This window comes from Aliinostoc sp. HNIBRCY26, from assembly GCF_050235535.1.
Classification (GTDB): domain Bacteria; phylum Cyanobacteriota; class Cyanobacteriia; order Cyanobacteriales; family Nostocaceae; genus Trichormus.
In genome coordinates, this window is record NZ_CP189852.1 from 3,037,434 (window position 1) to 3,058,042 (window position 20,609).

15 protein-coding genes and 1 tRNA gene are annotated in these 20,609 nt (G+C 38.5%); 10 read left to right on the forward strand and 6 right to left on the reverse strand.

Annotated features, from left to right (window positions below; translation table 11 throughout):
- Positions 1-662: 662 nt before the first annotated feature.
- Entirely contained in the window at positions 663-1,631 is a 969-nt protein-coding gene (gene nadA / locus ACQFX9_RS12955; protein ID WP_427162380.1) for a quinolinate synthase NadA, read from the reverse strand.
- 149 nt (positions 1,632-1,780) lie between these two features.
- Here nadA and ACQFX9_RS12960 point away from each other — a divergent pair, with 149 nt between their 5' ends.
- The 5 genes from ACQFX9_RS12960 (at position 1,781) to ACQFX9_RS12980 (ending at position 5,429) form a co-directional block, all read left to right on the forward strand.
- Positions 1,781-2,710 carry a TIGR04168 family protein gene (locus tag ACQFX9_RS12960; RefSeq protein ID WP_427162381.1) on the forward strand — a complete coding sequence of 310 codons (930 nt, stop codon included), beginning with the start codon at positions 1,781-1,783 and terminating at the stop codon, positions 2,708-2,710.
- A gap of 78 nt (positions 2,711-2,788) precedes the next feature.
- Positions 2,789-2,873 (forward strand) — tRNA-Ser (locus ACQFX9_RS12965).
- Between the two features lie 374 nt (positions 2,874-3,247).
- Positions 3,248-4,651 (forward strand): WD40 repeat domain-containing protein, encoded by a 1,404-nt coding sequence (locus ACQFX9_RS12970; protein WP_427162382.1) that lies wholly within the window; start codon positions 3,248-3,250, stop codon positions 4,649-4,651.
- A 62-nt stretch (positions 4,652-4,713) separates the two neighbouring features.
- Complete coding sequence (locus tag ACQFX9_RS12975; protein ID WP_427162383.1) at positions 4,714-4,974, forward strand: hypothetical protein; 261 nt, start codon at positions 4,714-4,716, stop codon at positions 4,972-4,974.
- Complete coding sequence (locus ACQFX9_RS12980; protein WP_427162384.1) at positions 4,971-5,429, forward strand: type II toxin-antitoxin system VapC family toxin; 459 nt, start codon at positions 4,971-4,973, stop codon at positions 5,427-5,429. Before ACQFX9_RS12975 ends, ACQFX9_RS12980 begins: the two co-directional genes overlap by 4 nt.
- A gap of 60 nt (positions 5,430-5,489) precedes the next feature.
- Here the strand turns inward: ACQFX9_RS12980 and ACQFX9_RS12985 are convergent, their stop codons facing one another.
- On the reverse strand, positions 5,490-6,392 hold the full coding sequence (locus ACQFX9_RS12985; RefSeq protein WP_427162385.1) for a S1 RNA-binding domain-containing protein: 903 nt from the start codon (positions 6,390-6,392) through the stop codon (positions 5,490-5,492).
- Positions 6,393-6,557: 165 nt separating this feature from the next.
- A complete protein-coding gene (locus tag ACQFX9_RS12990; protein WP_427162386.1) occupies positions 6,558-7,307 on the reverse strand; it encodes a dienelactone hydrolase family protein in 750 nt (249 codons plus the stop codon).
- Positions 7,308-7,519: 212 nt separating this feature from the next.
- On the opposite strand from ACQFX9_RS12990, the gene ACQFX9_RS12995 reads away from it, so the two are divergent.
- Positions 7,520-8,503, forward strand: coding sequence for a GntR family transcriptional regulator (locus ACQFX9_RS12995; RefSeq protein ID WP_427162387.1), 984 nt, complete (start codon positions 7,520-7,522; stop codon positions 8,501-8,503).
- Positions 8,504-8,586: 83 nt separating this feature from the next.
- Here the strand turns inward: ACQFX9_RS12995 and ACQFX9_RS13000 are convergent, their stop codons facing one another.
- Positions 8,587-9,507 (reverse strand): DUF4351 domain-containing protein, encoded by a 921-nt coding sequence (locus tag ACQFX9_RS13000; RefSeq protein WP_427162388.1) that lies wholly within the window; start codon positions 9,505-9,507, stop codon positions 8,587-8,589.
- Here ACQFX9_RS13000 and ACQFX9_RS13005 point away from each other — a divergent pair.
- Positions 9,494-9,676, forward strand: a complete 183-nt coding sequence (locus ACQFX9_RS13005; RefSeq protein WP_427162389.1) for a hypothetical protein — start codon at positions 9,494-9,496, stop codon at positions 9,674-9,676. The two genes, ACQFX9_RS13000 and ACQFX9_RS13005, sit on opposite strands and share 14 nt — an antisense overlap.
- A 19-nt stretch (positions 9,677-9,695) precedes the next feature.
- Here ACQFX9_RS13005 and ACQFX9_RS13010 read toward each other — a convergent pair whose 3' ends face one another.
- Both ACQFX9_RS13010 and ACQFX9_RS13015 read right to left on the reverse strand, forming a co-directional pair.
- The gene (locus ACQFX9_RS13010) at positions 9,696-10,628 is read right to left on the reverse strand and encodes a DUF4351 domain-containing protein (RefSeq protein ID WP_427162390.1); all 933 of its coding nucleotides are present in this window, start codon (positions 10,626-10,628) and stop codon (positions 9,696-9,698) included.
- A gap of 194 nt (positions 10,629-10,822) precedes the next feature.
- Positions 10,823-15,070, reverse strand: a complete 4,248-nt coding sequence (locus ACQFX9_RS13015; protein WP_427162391.1) for a Calx-beta domain-containing protein — start codon at positions 15,068-15,070, stop codon at positions 10,823-10,825.
- A gap of 356 nt (positions 15,071-15,426) precedes the next feature.
- Between ACQFX9_RS13015 and ACQFX9_RS13020 the strand changes: the two genes are divergently transcribed.
- The 3 genes from ACQFX9_RS13020 to ACQFX9_RS13030 all read left to right on the forward strand — a co-directional run bounded on the left by ACQFX9_RS13020 (position 15,427) and on the right by ACQFX9_RS13030 (position 20,596).
- Positions 15,427-16,464, forward strand: a complete 1,038-nt coding sequence (locus tag ACQFX9_RS13020; protein ID WP_427162392.1) for a LuxR C-terminal-related transcriptional regulator — start codon at positions 15,427-15,429, stop codon at positions 16,462-16,464.
- Positions 16,465-17,005: 541 nt separating this feature from the next.
- Complete coding sequence (locus ACQFX9_RS13025) at positions 17,006-18,352, forward strand: AAA-like domain-containing protein (RefSeq protein WP_427162393.1); 1,347 nt, start codon at positions 17,006-17,008, stop codon at positions 18,350-18,352.
- A gap of 114 nt (positions 18,353-18,466) precedes the next feature.
- Entirely contained in the window at positions 18,467-20,596 is a 2,130-nt protein-coding gene (locus ACQFX9_RS13030) for an AAA-like domain-containing protein (RefSeq protein WP_427162394.1), read from the forward strand.
- Positions 20,597-20,609 lie beyond the last annotated feature (13 nt).

Here is a 20,609-nt window from a genome sequence, read left to right on the forward strand (position 1 = left end):
TCTTGATAATATCCCAGTTCTTCAGGTTTTAAAGGTTTAACGTTGATCGTAGCATTGCTGTTTGAAGAACTTCCTTTACACCCAGTAGAAATAGAGGTTATTAGTAATAACAGGACTATTATGGGTAATTTACGTGAACACAATTTATCTAAAGCATTTATTAAAATATTCCTAAGCAGCATTTCTACCTTTCTTTTATAAATCGACAAAATGATAGGCAAAGGAAATTAGGTTACTCACAAAGTAGTAACTCTCAGCAAAATTTTAGGATGTTTACCTGTCAATTATTTATATATCTTCAACTTACTAACTATCATACATGGTTTTTACGTGTAAATACTTGAAAACTATAAAAAAAGAAGAAAATTTATGAATACTTTAAACTTGTGGATGTATGAATAAGTAGTCCTACTATATCATTCACTAAACGCAGATGTTAGAGATATGGGTGGACTGTTTCATCAGAGTAAGTGTAAATTCTTTGTTTATAGAATAAGATAGTAAGTGGCGAAATTAAAGTATTTTTGATAGATTTTGCAGGTAATTAAAAAATTGCTACATCTAGTCAATATCAATTTTTAAAGTTAGCCAGAAAGAAATTGAGAATTAGATGCAGCAACATACAAACTTGTGAAGTATTTACAGCAAACTTCTAAAGATAACTAAATACTCATCTCTAACATCCGTTGCATTGGTTTTAGTGCAGCAATGCGGATTTCCTCTGACATCGTAATTTCAGGAGTCCGATTTTTCATCGCCCAATAGAGTTTTTCTAAAGTATTTAACCGCATAAACGGACACTCGTTACAAGCACAGTTATTTACTGGTGGCGCAGGAATAAAGTGCTTGTGAGGAGCTAATTTTTGCATTTGGTGAATGATACCTGGCTCTGTAGCCACGATAAATTCTTGGCTGGGGCTGGTTTGACAATATTTGAGTAAAGCGGCTGTAGAGCCGATATAGCTGGCGTGACGCAAAACGCTACTTTCACATTCAGGGTGAGCGATCGCTTCTGCTTCAGGGTGAGTTATCTTTAACTGGACAATCTTCTTCTCTGAGAAGGTTTCATGCACTATACAGCTACCTTGCCATAACACCAAATCCCTTCCGGTTTGTTCCATGACATACCGCCCTAAATTCTTGTCTGGTGCAAAAATAATTGGTTGGTCTTTGGGGATTTGCTGCACAATCTTCACAGCATTGGAACTGGTGCAGATAATATCACTCATCGCCTTAATTTCGGCAGAGCAGTTAATATAAGAAACTACCAAATGATCAGGATGGGCGGCTTTAAAAGCCGCAAATTCGGCTGGGGGACAAGTATCAGCTAAAGAACAACCAGCATTTAAATCTGGTAATAGCACCAACTTGTCAGGATTGAGGATTTTAGCTGTCTCCGCCATAAAGTGAACCCCAGCAAAGACAATCACATCTGCGTTGGTTTTTTCTGCGGCTCTCGCTAGCTGTAAAGAATCACCAATAAAGTCTGCAATATCTTGAATATCCGGCTCTTGGTAATAATGCGCCAGAATCACCGCGTTGAGTTCTTTTTTGAGTTCTTCAATAGCAGCAAATAAATCTAGTGGTAGCCCACCTGGTTGAGTTTGTTGGCGTTGAGCAGTAGTAAACACAGTTAAAGATTAATGTTTTGTTACAAATTTTGCCTGTGCATTAATTATAGTAGTTTTTACCAAAAATAGTTGGGGGGTTAATCCCCCAAAATTGTGTCCAAATTTGGCTGAGTTGCCTATGCTGGAAATATACGGCAAGGATAAGTGGCATGACCAGTCAAAAATCGCAAGCAACAACTCTCAAAATTGCTGTAGTGGGAGATGTTCATGATCTGTGGGAAACAGAGGATGGCATTGCACTCAAGCATTTGGGTGTGGATTTAGTGTTATTTGTGGGGGATTTTGGTAACGAATCGGTGGAAGTGGTAAGAGCGATCGCCTCCCTCGATATTCCCAAAGCTGCTGTCATGGGCAATCATGATGCTTGGTACACCGCTACAGAATGGGGACGGAAGAAATGTCCCTATGACCGCACCAAGGAAGACAGGGTACAAGAACAGCTAGATTTATTAGGTGCAGCCCACGTTGGTTTCAGTAAGCTAGATTTCCCCGAATGGAATTTAACTGTCGTGGGGGGCCGTCCTTTTAGTTGGGGTGGTCATGAGTGGCGATTTGCTGACATCTGCAAAGAGCGTTATGGGGTGTCAACTTTAGAAGAGTCAGCAGCGAGAATCTTTGCATCCGTGAAAAGTGCAGCCTGTGACACGATTATTTTTATCGGTCATAACGGGCCGAGTGGCTTGGGCGATCGCCCCGAAGATCCCTGCGGTAAAGATTGGCATCCCATCGGAGGCGACTTTGGCGATCCTGATTTAGCTGAGGCGGTTTCTTTAACGATCAATGCGGGTAAACAAATAGCCTTGGTGACATTTGGACATATGCACCATGCTTTACGGCACACCAAGAAACAACTCAGAAAAGCCGTCTTTAGAAGCCCAGAGGGGATACTTTACCTCAATGCCGCCAGCGTACCCAGGATTGTCGAGCAAGACGGGGAGAAACTGCGGAATTTTTCTGTGGTTTCCCTAGAGGCGGGTGTAGTAACAAAAGCCGCACTGGTATGGGTTGGCAAGGATTTTCAGGTGGTGACAGAAGAAATTTTTTATGAGCGATCGCATTCAGTAGTACCATCTGCGTAGATGATAGGATATAGTAATATCTGTCAGCTTTATTGCTCACCACAAAACCCAGGTGCAGCCAAGCTAGACAGTTTATTTGGAGAGGTGGCAGAGTGGTCGATTGCGTCCGACTTGAAATCGGATGAGGCTAAAACCTCCGGGAGTTCGAATCTCCCCCTCTCCGTTGAATTGATATAGTGACAAAGTTTCACCGATGTTTTGCATCTAAAATGTATACAAAGTAGATGCACAAAAAGTATTTGCTTAGTCAGTAGACCCACCTTGAAAATAAAACTGTTGAAGCTGGACTAGCAGATAGCAACGCTGGTAATCTAATTTTTGTATAAGAAGTGCGGAAAAACTTTGGATTGCGACAGTGACAGCTTACTGGACAACTACACCTATAAAAAATTCTATTTTTTATTATTTTTAATCTCTCATAATTCTCTTCAAAGATATAAATAAGTATTAGTTTATAAAAAAAGACTCAGCATTGTTATTAGCTATTTAGAGTGGGGAATCATAGAGGTAAAGTACCTCAACTATTACTTTAAAACAATGCGAAAATCCTTAAAATATTCAGAGTATGAACACTGTTCACCTAAATATTGGATATGGACAGAAGAAAGTAGTTTAACTGGAGATTCAGGGTGGTTTTTTTCTGGAGTTCGTGCAATTGCCATTAGTTCTCAAGGAGATATGCTTGCTAGTGGAGGAGATGATACTATTATTAAAGTTTGGCATCTTAACACTAGACAAGAGGTGTTTAGTCTATCTGGACATTCTGGGGCTGTTCGTGATGTAACCTTTAGTCCCGATGGATACACTCTAGCTAGTGGTAGTGATGACAATACTATTAAACTCTGGGATTTGAAAACTGGTCAGGTCATTTCGACTTTATGTGGTCATTCTCAATCTATTACAACACTTGCTATAAATCCTGATGGTAAAATTCTAGCTAGTGGTAGTGATGACAACACTATTAAACTTTGGGACTTAGAAACTAGTCAAAAGTTCAGCTTGAATACAGCTTGTGAAATCTGCACTTTAAGAGGGCATACTAGTTATATTCAATCCATTGCTTTTAGCCCTGATGGTTTAACTCTTGCTAGTGGTAGTTGTGATCACAGCATAAAAATATGGGATGTAAATACCGCAAAAGAAACACTCAGCTTATCTGGACATTCTGGCTATATCCGTACAGTCAAATTTAGCCCAGATGGGTCAATACTGGCTAGTGGTAGTGATGACCAAACTATTAAATTATGGAATTTGCGTAAAACACAGATTCCTCATAGCTTATCTGGTCATTCAAGCAAAGTATATACAATTGCTTTTAGTCCTAATGGATTAGCCCTGGCTAGTGGTAGTGATGACCAAACCATAAAAATCTGGGATTTAAAAACTGGAAAAATAGCCCATACACTAACAGGCCATTCAAGTGGCGTTAGTTCAATAGTTTTTCAAGCTAATAGTGAAATTCTTGTCAGTGGTAGCTGGGATAAAACCATAAAAATTTGGCGATGTGAAAAACCTAAATTTTTTAAGAGGTTACTTACTAAAACTCATCAATCAATTAAGACACCTATTGAAGTTATGTCAATATTATTGATTGTGATTATATTTCTAATTACAATAAGAAGTTTCGGAGTAAATATAATTACATATTTATTTTTTAAAAATATTTATTTTTCATTATTTATAATAGTTGCAACAATAATATTGTTTATTGCTTTACTTCTATTTAGTGTGAGTTTAGTCTTTAAGTATTTGGCAAACTTTAATTTAAGTAATTCCAATTCATCTAATACTAGACTACCTGAGCGAAAACATCATGCAGATTGGTGGAAATCTATATCAGTAAATTCAAGAAATATAAGTTCAGATAAAGTTTATGTTCAGCCTCATCTTCGTAAAGATGGGACTAAAGTGAAAGGCCATTGGCGACGTAAGCCCAAATAAATCAAAAACTAATCATTGTGCTACCATTAGCAATAAAATAAATTCTCTTGGGAGGTCAAGCAATGGCTACCCTAAACATACCTGATGATTTATACGCACAGTTGCAAGAGTTAGCTAACGCTGAAAATAGCTCAGTTGAAGCTCAAGCTATTACAGTCTTGCAGAAGGGTTTGCAGACAAAGCCGCAACCAACGGTAGACGAAAGATACAAAAATGTCCCAAAACTTCTAGAAGAAATCCGTGTTCGTCGTAGTCGCTTGAATCCAGCAGACTTTGGATTACCTGATAGCACTGAGATGATTCGAGAAGACCGGAATAGATGAACACTCCCCTGAGATGCGTGGTAGATACCAGTGTGTGCATCAAGTATTTTATTGCTGATCCATTAACTACCAAAGTTAATCAACTATTCGGTCATCTTGCTAATCCACAGACCGAAATTTTTGTACCAGACTTGTTTTATATAGAGTCTGCCAATGTTATGTGGAAGTATGTTCGTGCAAAAATGTACACTGAGGCTGAGGTTCAAGTAGATTTAGCAACTCTGAAAAACTTTCCCTTGCGTGTTGTCTCGACTGCTGATTTGATGGCGGATGCAGTGATGATCGCTCTCAATCATAACATCTCTGCTTACGATGCTTGTTATGTTGCTCTTTCTGGGCAAGTCGGTGCGATTCTATTAACTCTCGATGCGAAATTAGTAAAAGTTTTAAACAATTCTGACTACAATATTTGCTTATTTAATGATTTTGAGCTTCCAGCATTACCATCAATATAAAAAAGCGATCGCTCTCTTCATGCAAACATAAAAAAGCGATCACAGTAAATTTCACAAAGTTTATTCAGCCGATTTATTAGCAGCACGATGAGCGCGTGCTTCTGCTGAACTCATTACTTCTTCTAAGTTTTCTACCACTTCACCAGGGAAGTTTTCTAACACTCTGGTAGAAATAGCAATCCGACCTTTACCTTCATCCAAGTCAATAATGACAGCTTTAATTTGTTGACCTACTTGGAAGACTTTTTCTAGGGATTCAATAAATCTTTGGCTGACTTGTTTGATATGCAATAAAGCACTTGTGCCATCTATATCAACAAACACACCAAAAGGTTTAATTCCTGTGACTTTACCTTCTACTAACTGACCAACTTCTAACAAGTTGAAGTTACTAGAACGAGTCGCTAAACGCTGAGAAAGAATCAGCTTTTTGTTGTTTCTATCTACTTCTAAAAAACCAACGGTGAGACTTTGACCTTTGAGTGCTTCTAAATTATCACGTTCTGTCAAGTGCGATCGCGGAATAAACCCTCGGATTGATTGTAAATCGACGGTGACACCACCTTTATTCACACCTGTCACCCTAACTTGCACTGTCTGAGAAGCTTCTTGCATATTGGCTAATTTTTCCCAGATGTGCTGAATTTCTAACTGTCTGCGAGAGAGAGTTACTTGACCTTCTGCATCCTGTTCACGGATAATCAAAAACTCTAATTCTTCATGTAACGGCAATACCTCCGATAAATCGGTAACACTTCTCAAAGAAGCCTCATCACGGGGGATATAAGCTGACGACTTACCGCCAATATCGACATAAGCCCCATCAGGGTCAAGTTGAAATACCTTACCGTGAACAACTTGACCTTTCTGAAACTGGTAGTCGTGTTTTTCTAATGCTTTGGCGAAATCGTCCATTGTAAAAGACGAGTTGGCTTTTTGAGTAAGTTTCGATTCGGAGTTCATGACAATTGACAATAAATTATTGTTATTTGATTTAAGACCAAGGGGTTTTGTAATTCGTAGTTTTAATTACAGCAGATTTCAGGTAAATTAGGTACAAAGTTTCAGAAGCAAACCAGATACTTTTAAGCTCGTTCCCTGCTGTAAGTAACAAATTAACAGTAGCCCTCACTTAGCCAGCACAGTCCCAAACAATTGCTGTACTTGTTCCCAAGCTGCGGCTGCTGCTTGAGGATTATAACTGGCGCGACGGTCACAGAAAAATCCGTGGTCAGCTCCATCGTAGCGGAACACACGATGGGAAATGTTGTATTTTTCTAACTCTGTTGTAATTTCGCCGATGTGTTCTGGGGGAATACTCGCATCTGCTTCACCAAAGAATGTATAGATTGTGCCTTGGATTTCTGCTGTGCGGGTAAGGGTGGGTGCGCCGCCTCCAGGTGTAGCAGTGGGAATCCGCGCCCCATAGAATGAAGCTGTGGCTGTAATATTTGGGAGAGTAGCAGCAAGATATGCTACATGACCACCAAAACAAAAACCAACACAACCACAGCCATCTTTTTTGACTGTTGGTAAGGTTTTGAGGTAGTCAATGGCGGCTTGAATATCGCTTAATAATTCTGATGCGGTGGTTTGTTCCCAAGCGTATTTTCTACCAACTTCGATATCTGCGGGGGTGTAACCGGTTTCAAAGCCAGGGGCGATGCGTTCAAATAGTGAGGGTGCGATCGCCACATATCCTAATTTAGCAATTCGTTCTGTAACATCCCGAATATGCTCATTTACACCAAAAATCTCTTGTAAAACTACGACTCCTGGGTAAGAGCCTGGTACTTGGGGTTGTGCTAAATATGCAGAGATTTGTAAACTGTTGTGGGGAATCTTCACCCTTTGAGTATCTAACGCTAGCTCAGTCATAATAATTTTTACCCATGCAACCTGATAAAGCTTTGTGATTATTTGATATAACTATGCCAGTATGTTTGGGTGATTTTTTCTGAAATATCCCATACGAAATACTTATACATAAAAAATTTACCCAAAAAAAATCTTCCATGTAAGATAACCAAAATTTGTAGTTCCCCTAGTTTTCTTTATTTTGAATTTTGAATTGCTCAGGAGGTTGGGTGATGATTCAATTCCGTATTCAGCCAGATAGTGAGATTCCCGCATCAACCCAGCTATTTAATCAAATGCGGTTTGCGATCGCTTCTCGACAATATTCACCAGGTTACAAGTTACCCAGTACACGGGCTTTAGCGATGCAAACGGGGTTACATCGTAATACTATCAGTAAAGTTTACCGTCAGCTAGAAGAAGACGGTTTTGTCGAAAGTCTAGCCGGTTCAGGAATTTACGTGCGCGCCCAAGGCCATGAAGGCGGAAGCAAGCTACAATCACCGATATCCCAAAAATATCCTGAAGCAGCAAAAATTCTGCAAAAAGCCCTAGATGAACTCATTAGCGAAGGATATTCACTCAATCAAGCACGAGAGATATTCTTAGCGGAAATTGACTGGCGTTTGCGTTGTAGTGCGCGGGTATTAGTAGCAGCACCCTCAGAAGATTTGGGCGTAGGGGAATTAATGGCTTATGAATTGGAAGAGTATCTAGAGATACCAGTGCAGATAGTAGCCATCAATGAATTAGCCGCCATCCTCGATAAGACCACCTCAGCCACAGTAGTGACTAGCCGCTATTTTATCAACGATGTGGAAGCGATCGCTGCACCTAAATCTGTGCGGGTGATTCCTCTAGATATCTATGACTACAGTAAAGAGATTAATTTCCTGAAGAATTTACCAAAAGACCAGTGTGTAGGGATAGTCAGTCTGAGTTCAGGAATCGGACATCAAGCCGAAGTGATTTTACACGGTTTGCGGGGTGATGATTTACTCATCATGACTGCCCAACCACAGGATAATTATAAATTGCAAGCAATTGTGAAACGAGCCGAAGTGATTATTTGCGATCAAGCTTGTTTTACGATAGTGCAGACAGCAGTCCACGCAGCATCTGAAGATATCATTCGTCCACCCAAACTGGTGAAAGTAGAAAATTACATCGGGACTAATTCTATTGACTTACTCAAACGAGAATTGGGTTTGGGTTGATTTTGGAAGAATTGGGTAGGCGAAGCCTACCGTAATTCTTGATGATTTCAGCAGGCGATCGCTTATCTTAGTTATGATTAAATTTATTGATTGGTAGTGTTTTGTTGTTGGCTTAACCAGAGTTCTAAATCTGCGACGGTGACAAAATCTAATAATTCTTCTCCTAAGATGTCTAGCTGCTCAATAGATAATTGTTGAATTCGTTCAATGAGCGAAGAATCAATGTTTCCCAGTCTCCGATTTAACTGGCGCACAATTAACTGTTGTTCTCCTTGTTGCAAACCTTGCTGTAAACCTTCTTGTCTGGCGCGCTCTCTATCTTCCTGGTACAGTGGTGCTAATCTCATCACTAACTCCCTATCTTCTGTTTCGATATTTTGATTGATTCGCAGATTTTGTTGCAGACTATAAAGTAATTCTAGCGTCACTCTTTGGAATGGGTGAGTGCTTGGAAGTGCGACTAATTCGTCAATCGCTCGCTGTTGGACTCTCCCACGTCCTAGTATTCTCAGCCATAGTGTTTCGGGAGTAGATGGTAACTGATGAATTACAACTATGGCTGTGCGGAAATATTTGGGTAAAAAGTACACTCCATCTCCCCAATCTGATTTTAGTTGCCCACCATACCCAGAAATAATATTTTTGGAGGCGGTGGGTGTGAGTATCCACAGTTGGGGAATTTCTGTTTCTGGTATTTTAGTTTTATTGCGCTTTCCTTCTCGTTGGATTGCGCTCTTGATTTCTAATAACTTAGAGATACAATCACCAATTTCGTCTACTGATGCGGGGTTGCGGAATGGTTCAAATATGGCTGGGATTGTAGCCATTCTACCTAATATTCCCAAGGTGTTTAAGTTGGCTGTTTGTGTGGGAATTGGTGTGAATAATACGTCTATTTCTTTGACTTCTGCTGCGACTCGGCTTGGTGCTTGGACTGTTCCGAATGGTTTGAGTAGTTCTTCTAGGTAGTCTTTGGAGAATTGGTCATGGATGAATCTGGTCATTCCTTTGGCTTTAGCAAGGATAATGGCTGCTATTGTACCAAAGTTATCGCCCTCCAAATCAACAGATAACGGAGGGCGATCGCACCAACAACTCGACTTATTTCAAAAGAGCGATCGCTCTCACTTATCTTTGCAGATTCAAAAGGCGATCGCTGATAGATTAAATTAAAATTATCAACGTTAATAATTTACTGATTGGTTGCATCTTGTTGTTGACTTAACCAAATTTCTAAATCTGCCACTGTAGCAAAATCTAATAATGATTCTCCCAGAGATTCTAATTGTTCAATAGATAATCCTTGAATTTGCTCGGTTAAAGATATATCGATTTCTCCTAAACGCCGATTTAACAGCCGCAGAATTAGCTGTTGTTCTCCTTGCTGTAAACCTTGTTGTAAGCCTTGTTGCACGCCTTCCTGTCTGGCGCGCTCTCTATCTTCCTGATACAGTGGTGCTAATCTCATCACTAACTCCCGATCGTCTGTTTCGATATTCTGGTTGATTCGCAAATTTTGTTGCAGGCTATAAAGTAATTCTAGCGTCACTCTTTGAAAGGGGTGATTTGCTGGTAGTGCTGTTAATTCATCAATTGCGCGTTGCTGCACTTTCCCACGTCCCAGAATTCTCAGCCATAGTGTTTCGGGAATATATGGTAACTGATGAATTACAACTATGGCTGTGCGGAAATATTCAGGTAAAAAGTACACTCCCTCTACCCAATCTGATTTGAGAACTGCACCAAAACCAGCAATGATTGTTTCTGATGCGGTGGGTGTGAGTATCCATTGTTGGGGAATTTCTGAGTCTGATATTTTGCTTTTGTTGCGATTTGCCTCTCGCTGAATTGCCTTGTTTACTTCTAATGATTTTGATAGACAATCTTTAATTTCTTCGATGGATGCAGGATTGCGGAATGGTTCAAATATGGCTGGGTTTGTAGCCATTCTACCTAATATTCCCAAGGTGTTTAAGTTGGTTGTTTGTGTGGGAATTGGTGTGAATAATACGTCTATTTCTTTGACTTCTGCTGCGACTCTACTTGGTGCTTGGACTGTTCCGAATGGTTTTAGGAGTTCTTCTAGGTAGTCTTTGGAGAATTGGTCATGGATGAATCTGGTCATTCCTTTGGCTTGGGCAAGGATATTTGCTGCTATTTTACCAAAGCGATCGCCTGCCAGATCAGTAAAGTCGGTGGGCGATCGCTCATCAACTAAGTGACAGTCATTAACATTAGTAACCGACTGTTTTTACCCTTATTCTTAGTAGCTTTAGGTATTTGATCAACCTCTTCACCAAAAAGACATATCTACCTTCTTTAAACCAGAATTTTTAACAGAAGAGGAGCGGAATTTTTCATTGATGTAACAAATTCTTGAAGATTAAAGTCTTGGATAGCTTTAAATGCCTCTTTCAAATCACTACCACCTTCAATCAGATCAAAACTTTCATAAAAAGCTTCTATGAAATTTCCATTTCTGACAGCAATAGCTGCCTCTGCTAAAGATTGACCATCCTGAAATCCTGCTAGTCTAAATGCAGTAGATAGTGCATCTAGATAGTTCTGTTTTTGTAGATTATCAATTATTTTTACCCAATCTTGAGTATTTTTAAAATTTCCTAAAGAAAGTACTCCAGATAAGGCATCAACATATTTCCCATCTTTAACAGCCCATATTACATCGACCCATTGTATCGCATTTTTAAAACCGAGTTCTGATAGACCTGTTTGAATTGCTTGGCGATCATTGACAGAATTGCCATCTCTTAAATCCTTGACCCAATTCCTCTGACTTATTTGTTGAGCATTACTGCCAGCTAGTGAAATAAGATAGTCAGCAGCTTTATTAAAATTACCATCTCGAATGGCAACAGTGATGTTGATAAAAGCGTTAGCTTTAGCCTGATCAATGCCAAGAGTATTGAAGCCAACTAACTCTAATCCTGTTTTTAGAACTCCTTGATAATTTTTGTCGATAATATCCCAGGCAATATCAACCAATTCTTTGCCGTTACCAAAGCCGACTTTGGTTAATGCAGTATTAACTGCTGTTTCCCAATTCCCTTTTTCCATTGCCCATGCAACAGAAACGAAAATCTCAGCCACTTTCTTCGGCAAGCCCAAATTATTTAATGTTTCAGATATAGCCCCTTGGTAATCCTTGTCTTTGAGTTCCCAAAATATGTCAACGGCAAAATCAACCATTGAAGGAGTAATAACAGTAGATACGCCATAAAAGGCAAGTGCGGAATCTATGGCAGACTTCAACGTATCCTTTTCATTTCCTTGTACTGCATTAATCACACCTTCCATAATACCTACAGCCGTACCAGCAACAGGTATTTTTTTAAGGGTATCAACTATTGGATCAACATTCCCCGATTCGATACTCTTAATGATAACTTTGGTTGCTTCTACAGAGATAACCAAAATTGGTGTCGCAACCCATAAAATTGACTTATTATCTTCGTAGAAAGTCTCTAATTTTTTTACTATGGGAGTAATTCGCTGATCTACATGATTAATGATGTCTTTAATCTCACCTTGGATTGTTACAAGTACTGCTTGTGCATAAGTTGTAGCCACAGCATCAACTGCTTCTACAGTCTCCCAAAAACCGGCACCCTCATCTCGCAGTAGTCTTGATAATCTGTAGTCAGAGAACTTGTATCCACTATTCCATAGACCGTCGGCAATATCTCTGTAGCTGAAAGTTGCTCCATCATCTAACGCATCAGCTATTACCTCTAATGAAGCACCAAGCTGGTAATGAAGTACCTGAGAAGTATCAACTGCATTTGCTCCAATATTTTGAAGTTCTCTGGCAATATCTCGTGTACTAACAGCTAAACCACTCTCCCACAAACCCAAAGCAATATCATAGTAGTTGAAACTCTTCCCATTGCTTAAAGTAACCCCATACTTCATGTCATTTGCAATCTGTGTTAGATTGCGACCAATCTCAAAGTTTAAAGCTTGAGCTATTTCACCTTGTGTTGCTCCTGTATCCCAGAGCAAATCAGCAAGGATTCTTGTATCCAGACTATATCCGCTATTCCACAGACCTCTTGCTATAGTGGTATAGTTAAGGTTCGTATTATCTATCTTGGTCACACCATAACGTAAAGCATCAGCTATGGTTTGTAAATCAAATCCTGGATAGTTGAAATTCTGATTACCATACTTCATAGCTTGAGCAATTTCAATTACTGTAGCACCTTCATCCCAGAGCAAGTCAGCGAGAATTCTTGTATCCAAACTATATCCACTATTCCACAGTCCGATTGCTACATCTATATAATTAAGACCAGTCCCATCACTCTTAGTTACCCCATCATCCAGTGCATCAGCTATTGTTTGTAAATTAAATCCCCGATAGTTTAAATCTGGGTTACTATACTTCATAGTTTGAGCAATTTGACTTTGTGTTGCTCCTATATCCCAGAGTATATCTGCCAAAACTCTTGAATCTATCTTTAACCCACTATTCCACAGACCAATAGCTACATCCGTGTAATTCAAGTAGCTTTTGCCATCGCTGAGAGTGACACCATATTTCATGTCACTGGCTATCTGCAACAAATTGCGCCCAATTCCATAATTGAGAGCTTGAGCAATTTGACTTTGTGTTGCTCCTGTATCCCAAAGTATATCTGCCAGAACTCTTGAATCTGTCTTTAACCCACTATTCCACAGACCAATAGCTACATCCGTGTAATTCAAGTAGCTTTTGCCATCGCTGAGAGTGACACCATATTTCATGTCACTGGCTATCTGCAACAAATTGCGCCCAATTCCATAATTGAGAGCTTGAGCAATTTGACTTTGTGTTGCTCCTGTATCCCAAAGTATATCTGCCAGAACTCTTGAATCTGTCTTTAACCCACTATTCCACAGACCAATAGCTACATCCGTGTAATTCAAGTAGCTTTTGCCATCGCTGAGAGTGACACCATATTTCATGTCACTGGCTATCTGCAACAAATTGCGCCCAATTCCATAATTGAGAGCTTGAGCAATTTGACTTTGTGTTGCTCCTGTATCCCAAAGTATATCTGCCAGAACTCTTGAATCTGTCTTTAACCCACTATTCCACAGACCAATAGCTACATCCGTGTAATTCAAGTAGCTTTTGCCATCGCTGAGAGTGACACCATATTTCATGTCACTGGCTATCTGCAACAAATTGCGCCCAATTCCATAATTGAGAGCTTGAGCAATTTGACTTTGTGTTGCTCCTGTATCCCAAAGTATATCTGCCAGAACTCTTGAATCTATCTTTAACCCACTATTCCACAGACCAATAGCTACGCTAGTGTAGTTCGGGCTACTCCCATCGGTTTTTGTTACACCATACCTAATATCACTTGCAATCTGTATTAGGCTTCGATTAATTCCATAATTTAGTGCCTGAGCAATATTAATTTCCGTCGCTCCTTCATCCCAGAGCAAGTCAGCGAGGATTCTTGTATCCAAACTGTGTCCACTATTCCATAAACCAATTGCTACATCTGTGTAGTTAAGACCAGTCCCATCACTCTTGGTTACACCATCATCCAGCGCATCAGCTATTGTTCGTAGGCTAAAGCCACGATTTTTTAAATTTACTCCAATTTGGCTAACTGTATTTCCTTTGTCCCAAAGAAAATCAGCAAGTCCCCTTGGATCTATATTAGCAATGGTAATAGTCGCTTTTTTTACTGTGCCGATAGTATAGCCTGTTCCATTTGCTAAGGTGAGAATAATCGTTTCCTTGCCTTCTAGTAAGTTGTCATCTATAGGTTTAACATTGACTACAGCTGTGGATGAACCTGGTGTAAAAGTAACTTTTCCATCCAATTTACTATAGTCTTTTCCATTAGTTGCTGTACCACCTAGAATATAGTTCAATGTTAAAGCTGCTGCTGTATTTCCGGTACGTACTAAAGTAAACTGTCCAAAATTAGCAGGTTGTCCTGTGGAAGTTTCTATAGCACTGTCATCGGTTGCCATAACCGTAATCACGGGTAATGTTACAGACTGTTCGACTGGGACTAGCTGATTGTTAATAGTAATGAAACTATGGTCATCTTCTAAATTAATCCGATACCTCTCCGCATTACTTAGTGGAAGTCCCATTAAAGTCGCAGCAAATAATTCTCCTTCATCTCCTGGAGTATCACTGCCTGGATTAATAACGGTATCAACAAAATGTCCGATCTCTTCTAACAATACACCAGTGACACCCCCCGTGAGAGGATCAGGATTACTGGAGTTTTGCGAAAGATAATCTGAAGACAAATAAATCGTGCCTGTCAATTCAGAAAAAGCACCATTTGCACCATTCATTAAATTGCCTGGAACAATTTGAATAGGAGGTATTTGACTGAAATTACCCGATATCCAAGTATCAGCTAATGCTTGCAGTTTATTTAAATCTTCACTTTCACCAAAGATTGCTGCCATTTGGGGAAGAAAATTTTCACTTTTTAGGAAACCCATGAGATTGCCGTAAGCACTTTCTAGAGACACGTCAAAACTAATGGCAGTGCCTACACTAAAGTTAGACTCATTTCCGTTAAACATAACACTAACCAATTTCTATAATTTAAGTAGGGACAATAACTAAAACAATGTCACTAATCAATATTTTATTAATTAGTGACATCAAAAATTAATCACAAATGTGACACTAAATACTTTGGCTGTCAATCAGAAGCTATATAAGCACAAGTAAGTATAAATACATTTAATTAAAGTAATACAACTTTAAACTCGCTATATTAATATCTTTATAAGTCTTGAAATCTTAAAACCCTGGGTAATCAGTATTTTCCACACAAGTGCTGTTTGTATCCCCCCATTACAGAGGATAGTAGGCGTTAACTTATATTAAGATAGTCACAAGCGTGAGTACAGTATGAGTTCCCTAAGCACAAGATATGAATCAGCAAAAGTTCGAGGTGATATTTGAGAAACTGACAAGCAGGCGCAAAGAGGTACTGCACAGGATACTGACTGGCGAGACAGATGCAGATATTGCAGCAGCGATGAATATCGGTGAGGCTAGTGTCCGCAAATTTATTGAGAGAATTTGTCAGGAATTTGGACTCAATAGTGAACACTCTGAGAGTCGGCGTTATAAACGTTCTGAACTTGTGACACTAGTCGCTAAATATAAGCCTGACTTATTGAGTGAAGATCAACCCCAAGTTACACATCAAGTAACCGTCGCTGAAAGTGATGAGGTTGATGATGCTAATGTGACGGACTTTATCTTGCAATTGCTATCAAATAAGCAAGCAATCAATGAGGAATTTAGCAAATTTCTACTGCGATTTAACTTCAATGAACAGGAGAAAAAGCAAATGCCTAAAGCTTTTAATAAAATTGGCTATGAACACTACTTAAATAGTGACTTTAATGCAGCTTTGTCTTATCTAAAAATTGCCGTGGAGTTGAAACCTGATTTTGGTGCTGCTCACTATAACTTGGGCGCAACCTATGAGAAATTAGATAATGTAACTCAGGCTTGTGAACATTATAAAATTGCCATGCAATATCAAAATCGGGCGGCTGATGCGGCGATTAATAATTTAGCCCGATTGGAAATTCTCCAAGGAAATAATATTGCAGCACTAGAACTGATTGAACCTATTTTATCAAGGGCTAAAGACCATACAGTTAAAGCTGCTTTACATAAAAATCTCGGCTGGGCATATTTTCAGCAAAACCTTTACCCACAAGCTAAACAACATTTGCTCATAGCTTTGGAATTGGAAATTGATTACGTGCCAGCTTATGCTTTATTAGCACAAGTCCAAGAAGCAGAGGGAGATAAACAAGGAGCTATTTTATCATGGCATAATTTCTTAGAATCTTACAGCCATGACCAAAAATTAAAAGGTGTGCGTTGTAAGTTACCAGAATTAGAAGTTTGGAAACTGAATGCTATGAGAACTGTTAACATCTCAAGTTGAAAAGATGGCACAAGCCCTAAAAAACCGGGTTTCTGAACGAAAGATTAAGGTTTCTAAGCTGAGGGATTTGGAAGAAACCCGGTTTTTAACCCAGGTGCAACAATTTAAGCTTGACTACAAACCTTTAACCTAGTTAATTGGGTGGAACTGTTGGAACATCATCTTCATCTTCGTCTTCGTCTTCATCTCCACCATAAACACTGCTTTCTATAATTGATGATGCTAATATCATGACTCGTTGCTCCATTCTCATCAATTGGTGGCTCAACCAAGAAGAAGCGAGGAAAGTCTCTGCGCTTGTTAAGTTTCTTGTTTAATTCCCCAGGTTTCATGTCGTCATTATGTCTGGATTTTTCATAAATCCAAACACGAAAAACTAGGGAATATTTTCAGGTAATTTCAGGTTTATGTAAGGAAAAGTAAGGAAAAGTAGGGAAAAGTAAGGTGTGATGGTCAGGTTTCCGAATTTTTACAGAAGTCTGGGTTATATAGCTTTTAAATTAGGGTAAAATCGTGAATATTTATTTTAGCTATATTACCTATGTACTCCGAAGAAAAAATTCCTTGGGAGGAAATTAAGCAATTAGTAGATACTATCGTATTTCAAGCTACGCAAAAGTATCTGACTGATATAGAAGTGCAGGTATTAAAAGGAAGTTGGGAGGGAAAAAAATATGATGATATCGCCAGAGAATTAAACTTGGCTAATACATATATTCAAAATGATGTGGGTGCGAAGTTATGGAAAAAACTGACGGAGATTATTGGAGAACCTATTAGTAAGAATAATTTTCGTCAAGCTCTAAATCGCGCCAGGGAAAAGCGCAAATCACCACCACCCCGCAGGTTAGAACTTCCCCATCATCCAGTTCCTCTCAATTCCTCTCTTTACATAGAACGCTATTATCTAGAATCTCTGCGTTATACTATAGAGTCTTTTTGCTATGAAGCGATCGCTCAAGAAGCTGCTCTCATCCGCATCAAAGCACCCAGACAAATGGGTAAAACTTCCCTCCTAGATAGAATTCTGGCGCAGGCGCGCAACTATGGCTATCGCACAGTGCGTTTAAACTTTCAGGATATAGACGAAGTAAATTATCGTAACTTGGATGATTTTTTGCGCTGGTTTTGTGCGTATATGAGTTTAGAGTTGAATATCCGCGATCGCATCCCAGATTTTTGGAATCATGCGATCGGTAGTAAAATCAGCTGTAAAACATACTTGCAAGACTATATATTTCAGCAAATAGACACTTCCCTAGTCTTGGCTTGTGATGAAGTAGATCGAGTTTTTAGTTATCCTGAAGTTTCTCAAGGCTTTTTCGGTATCCTCCGCACCTGTCATGAAGAAGCCAACAACAGAGATATTTGGAAACGACTACGACTAGTCGTAGTACATTCCACAGAAAATTATGGGACTTTAGATATCAATCATTCACCCTTTAACGTCGGAGAACCAATAGAATTAACAGAGTTCACCCCCACTCAGGTTAAAGATTTAGCACAAAGACATCAACTTGATTGGGACGATAACTTAGTACAACAATTGATGGGAATGGTGGGAGGACATCCATATTTAGTGAGGTTAGCTTTTTATCATCTCGCTCAGTCATCACCAGGAAAATGGGTGAACTTATCACAAATATTACAGGATGCGCCTAGTGATGTCGGGATTTATAGTCAACATTTGCGCCGACATTTGGGAATTATTCGAGAAAATGAAAAACTCTCAGCAGCTTTTAAGCAAGTAATCAGCACAAATAACTCAGTAGCATTAGACTCAACTTTAGGATATCAACTATATAGTATGGGACTGATTCAATGGCAAAATAATCAAGCCGTACCACGCTGCGAATTATACCGGAAATATTTTCAAGAACGCCTGTGATAACAATTCGTAATTCGTAATTCGCAATTCGTAATTCGTAATTGAGGTATCGTAACTTAACAAGGGTTTCTGGGTTTGTATCTGTATTAAAATTTGAGTGAATTGGGATGAAATATGAATTATGACACATCCTTAAAATCAATTTTCAACTATTACAAAGTTGGTGGTAGTTTATCAGCAGATCATCCCAGCTACGTCAAACGCAAAGCAGACGAAGAATTATATACAAGTCTCAAAAATGGCGATTTCTGTTGTGTATTTAATTCTCGCCAAATGGGAAAATCTAGTCTACGAGTCCAAATTAAAACAAAGCTAGAAGAAGAAGGTGTTAGGTGTACATCCATTGATATGACGACTATTGGTAGTGCTGATGATACTACCGAAAGCTTTTATGCAGGTATTACTTTCGAATTATGGTCTGGTTTTCTAGGTGATGTATCTAAATTTTATCAATGGTGGCAACAACATCAAGTTTTACCACCACTGCAACGATTGAGTCAGTTTATTGATAAAGTATTACTTACAGAATTATCTCAGAATATCGTAATTTTTATCGATGAAATTGATAATTTAATTAACAGAAAAGTTAAAGATGAATTTTTAGAATTTATTCGTGCTTGCTATAATCAACGGGCAGATAAACCAAAATATAAAGGATTAACATTTTGTCTTTTAGGTGTAGTCACTCCATCGGATTTCAAAGATAAACAAGGCATCCCTTTTAATATTGGTAAAACCATTGAGTTAGGTGGTTTTAGCTTAGAAGAAGCCAAGACATCCTTAACTAAAGGATTAGCACCAAAAGTAGAGGCACCAGAAGCAGTTTTATCCGAAATATTACTGTGGACTAGCGGACAACCATTCCTCACGCAGAAACTATGTAAGCTAATTCTGGAAAAAGAAGCCAGCCGCACTCCGAATCTAGAGATATTGATTCAAAATTATATTATCAAAAATTGGGAATTTTATGATGAGCCAGAACATTTAAGAACAATTAGAAACCGTCTACTTGTTGATCAAACACTAGCATATAAAAGGTTAAAGATTTATCATCAAATTTTAGAATATGGGCAAATTGATGCAAATGATGATGCTGAACAAATAGCATTACGTATATCTGGCTTAGTCGTCAAACGTCAAGGAAAGCTCAAAGTTTGTAATCAAGTATATCAAAATGTCTTCAATCACGATTGGGTAGAAAAAAATTTATCAGCACTTCCGCAACCGTTAGACACCAATTCTGAATCTAGAGGTGCGAAAATCTTAAATTATAGTTTGCTCGTACCTGTAGCAATTATTTTAGCTGTTATTAGCCTAATTTCATTAGGGTTCTCTTATATAGTTGTGGAAAATAAGCCTTGGAATCAGGCATATAATACTAGTAATGTCGGGGCGATACTTGAATGTATACGCGTTTGCTTTTTATTAACCCTAGAAGTTTACGTTATTTGTTCTGAATTCAGTGAAGAAACTCTTCAGTTTATCCTAGATAAGAGATTTTATTTAAGACGCAGAACCACCTTTGTTGTAGGATTGATATTTTTATTTATGTTGCTCTTCCATCATTTATGGTATGGGCCACACCAACTACTAGGAAATAATCAAGTTTCTGCTCAAGAATATTTTCAGCAATATCTACTACCTTATCTGTGGTATTTTCCTTACTCTTTTATCAATTTTATTATTATAGGCATTCCCTTATCTGGCTTAAGTATACACGTTGTGATTCAAGATTGTAATAAACTCAGTATCAAAATAAAAAAATATCAAGCTTACCTAAATAATATTACTAATAAACTTAAGCAAGCATCTACTCCAGCTAATGTTGCTGATAAAAATGAAATTATTCAGCAATTAAAACAAATATATTGGGACTTCCATGAAAAACTACAACGCCCGATTAGTTTACTTTTAGGGATTGTGATTCTCATTTACTTTGATGCAACTTTTAGTAGAAGCACATTATCAAATAGTGCCTACCTTTGGACACAATTATTTTGCATTTTCGGTTTTATGACTCCGGCAATTGTGTTGATTTTATGGGGTTTATTAGCGTACCAGAAAAATTTAGTAGAAACTCTGGGGGTTTTATTTAAACTGAATTTCGATTTTGCAGAAGTGGAAACGCAATATGATACATTTAATTTATTAAAGAAACCTTTAACATCTAATATCTTATTTCGGGTCATCTGTATAATCAGTGTTTTACATCTTAGCTATACAATATTTAGGTTTTTAATATAGTCTTTACTTAAAT

Coding starts and splice junctions, on each gene's coding strand:
- ACQFX9_RS12960 (WP_427162381.1), top strand. CDS start 1,781: ATGACCAGTCAAAAATCGCAAGCAACAACTCTCAAAATTGCTGTAGTG.
- ACQFX9_RS12970 (WP_427162382.1), top strand. CDS start 3,248: ATGCGAAAATCCTTAAAATATTCAGAGTATGAACACTGTTCACCTAAA.
- ACQFX9_RS12975 (WP_427162383.1), top strand. CDS start 4,714: ATGGCTACCCTAAACATACCTGATGATTTATACGCACAGTTGCAAGAG.
- ACQFX9_RS12980 (WP_427162384.1), top strand. CDS start 4,971: ATGAACACTCCCCTGAGATGCGTGGTAGATACCAGTGTGTGCATCAAG.
- ACQFX9_RS12985 (WP_427162385.1), bottom strand. CDS start 6,392: ATGAACTCCGAATCGAAACTTACTCAAAAAGCCAACTCGTCTTTTACA.
- ACQFX9_RS12990 (WP_427162386.1), bottom strand. CDS start 7,307: ATGACTGAGCTAGCGTTAGATACTCAAAGGGTGAAGATTCCCCACAAC.
- ACQFX9_RS12995 (WP_427162387.1), top strand. CDS start 7,520: ATGATTCAATTCCGTATTCAGCCAGATAGTGAGATTCCCGCATCAACC.
- ACQFX9_RS13005 (WP_427162389.1), top strand. CDS start 9,494: ATGAATCTGGTCATTCCTTTGGCTTTAGCAAGGATAATGGCTGCTATT.
- ACQFX9_RS13000 (WP_427162388.1), bottom strand. CDS start 9,507: ATGACCAGATTCATCCATGACCAATTCTCCAAAGACTACCTAGAAGAA.
- ACQFX9_RS13010 (WP_427162390.1), bottom strand. CDS start 10,628: ATGACCAGATTCATCCATGACCAATTCTCCAAAGACTACCTAGAAGAA.
- ACQFX9_RS13015 (WP_427162391.1), bottom strand. CDS start 15,070: ATGTTTAACGGAAATGAGTCTAACTTTAGTGTAGGCACTGCCATTAGT.
- ACQFX9_RS13020 (WP_427162392.1), top strand. CDS start 15,427: ATGAATCAGCAAAAGTTCGAGGTGATATTTGAGAAACTGACAAGCAGG.
- ACQFX9_RS13025 (WP_427162393.1), top strand. CDS start 17,006: ATGTACTCCGAAGAAAAAATTCCTTGGGAGGAAATTAAGCAATTAGTA.
- ACQFX9_RS13030 (WP_427162394.1), top strand. CDS start 18,467: ATGAATTATGACACATCCTTAAAATCAATTTTCAACTATTACAAAGTT.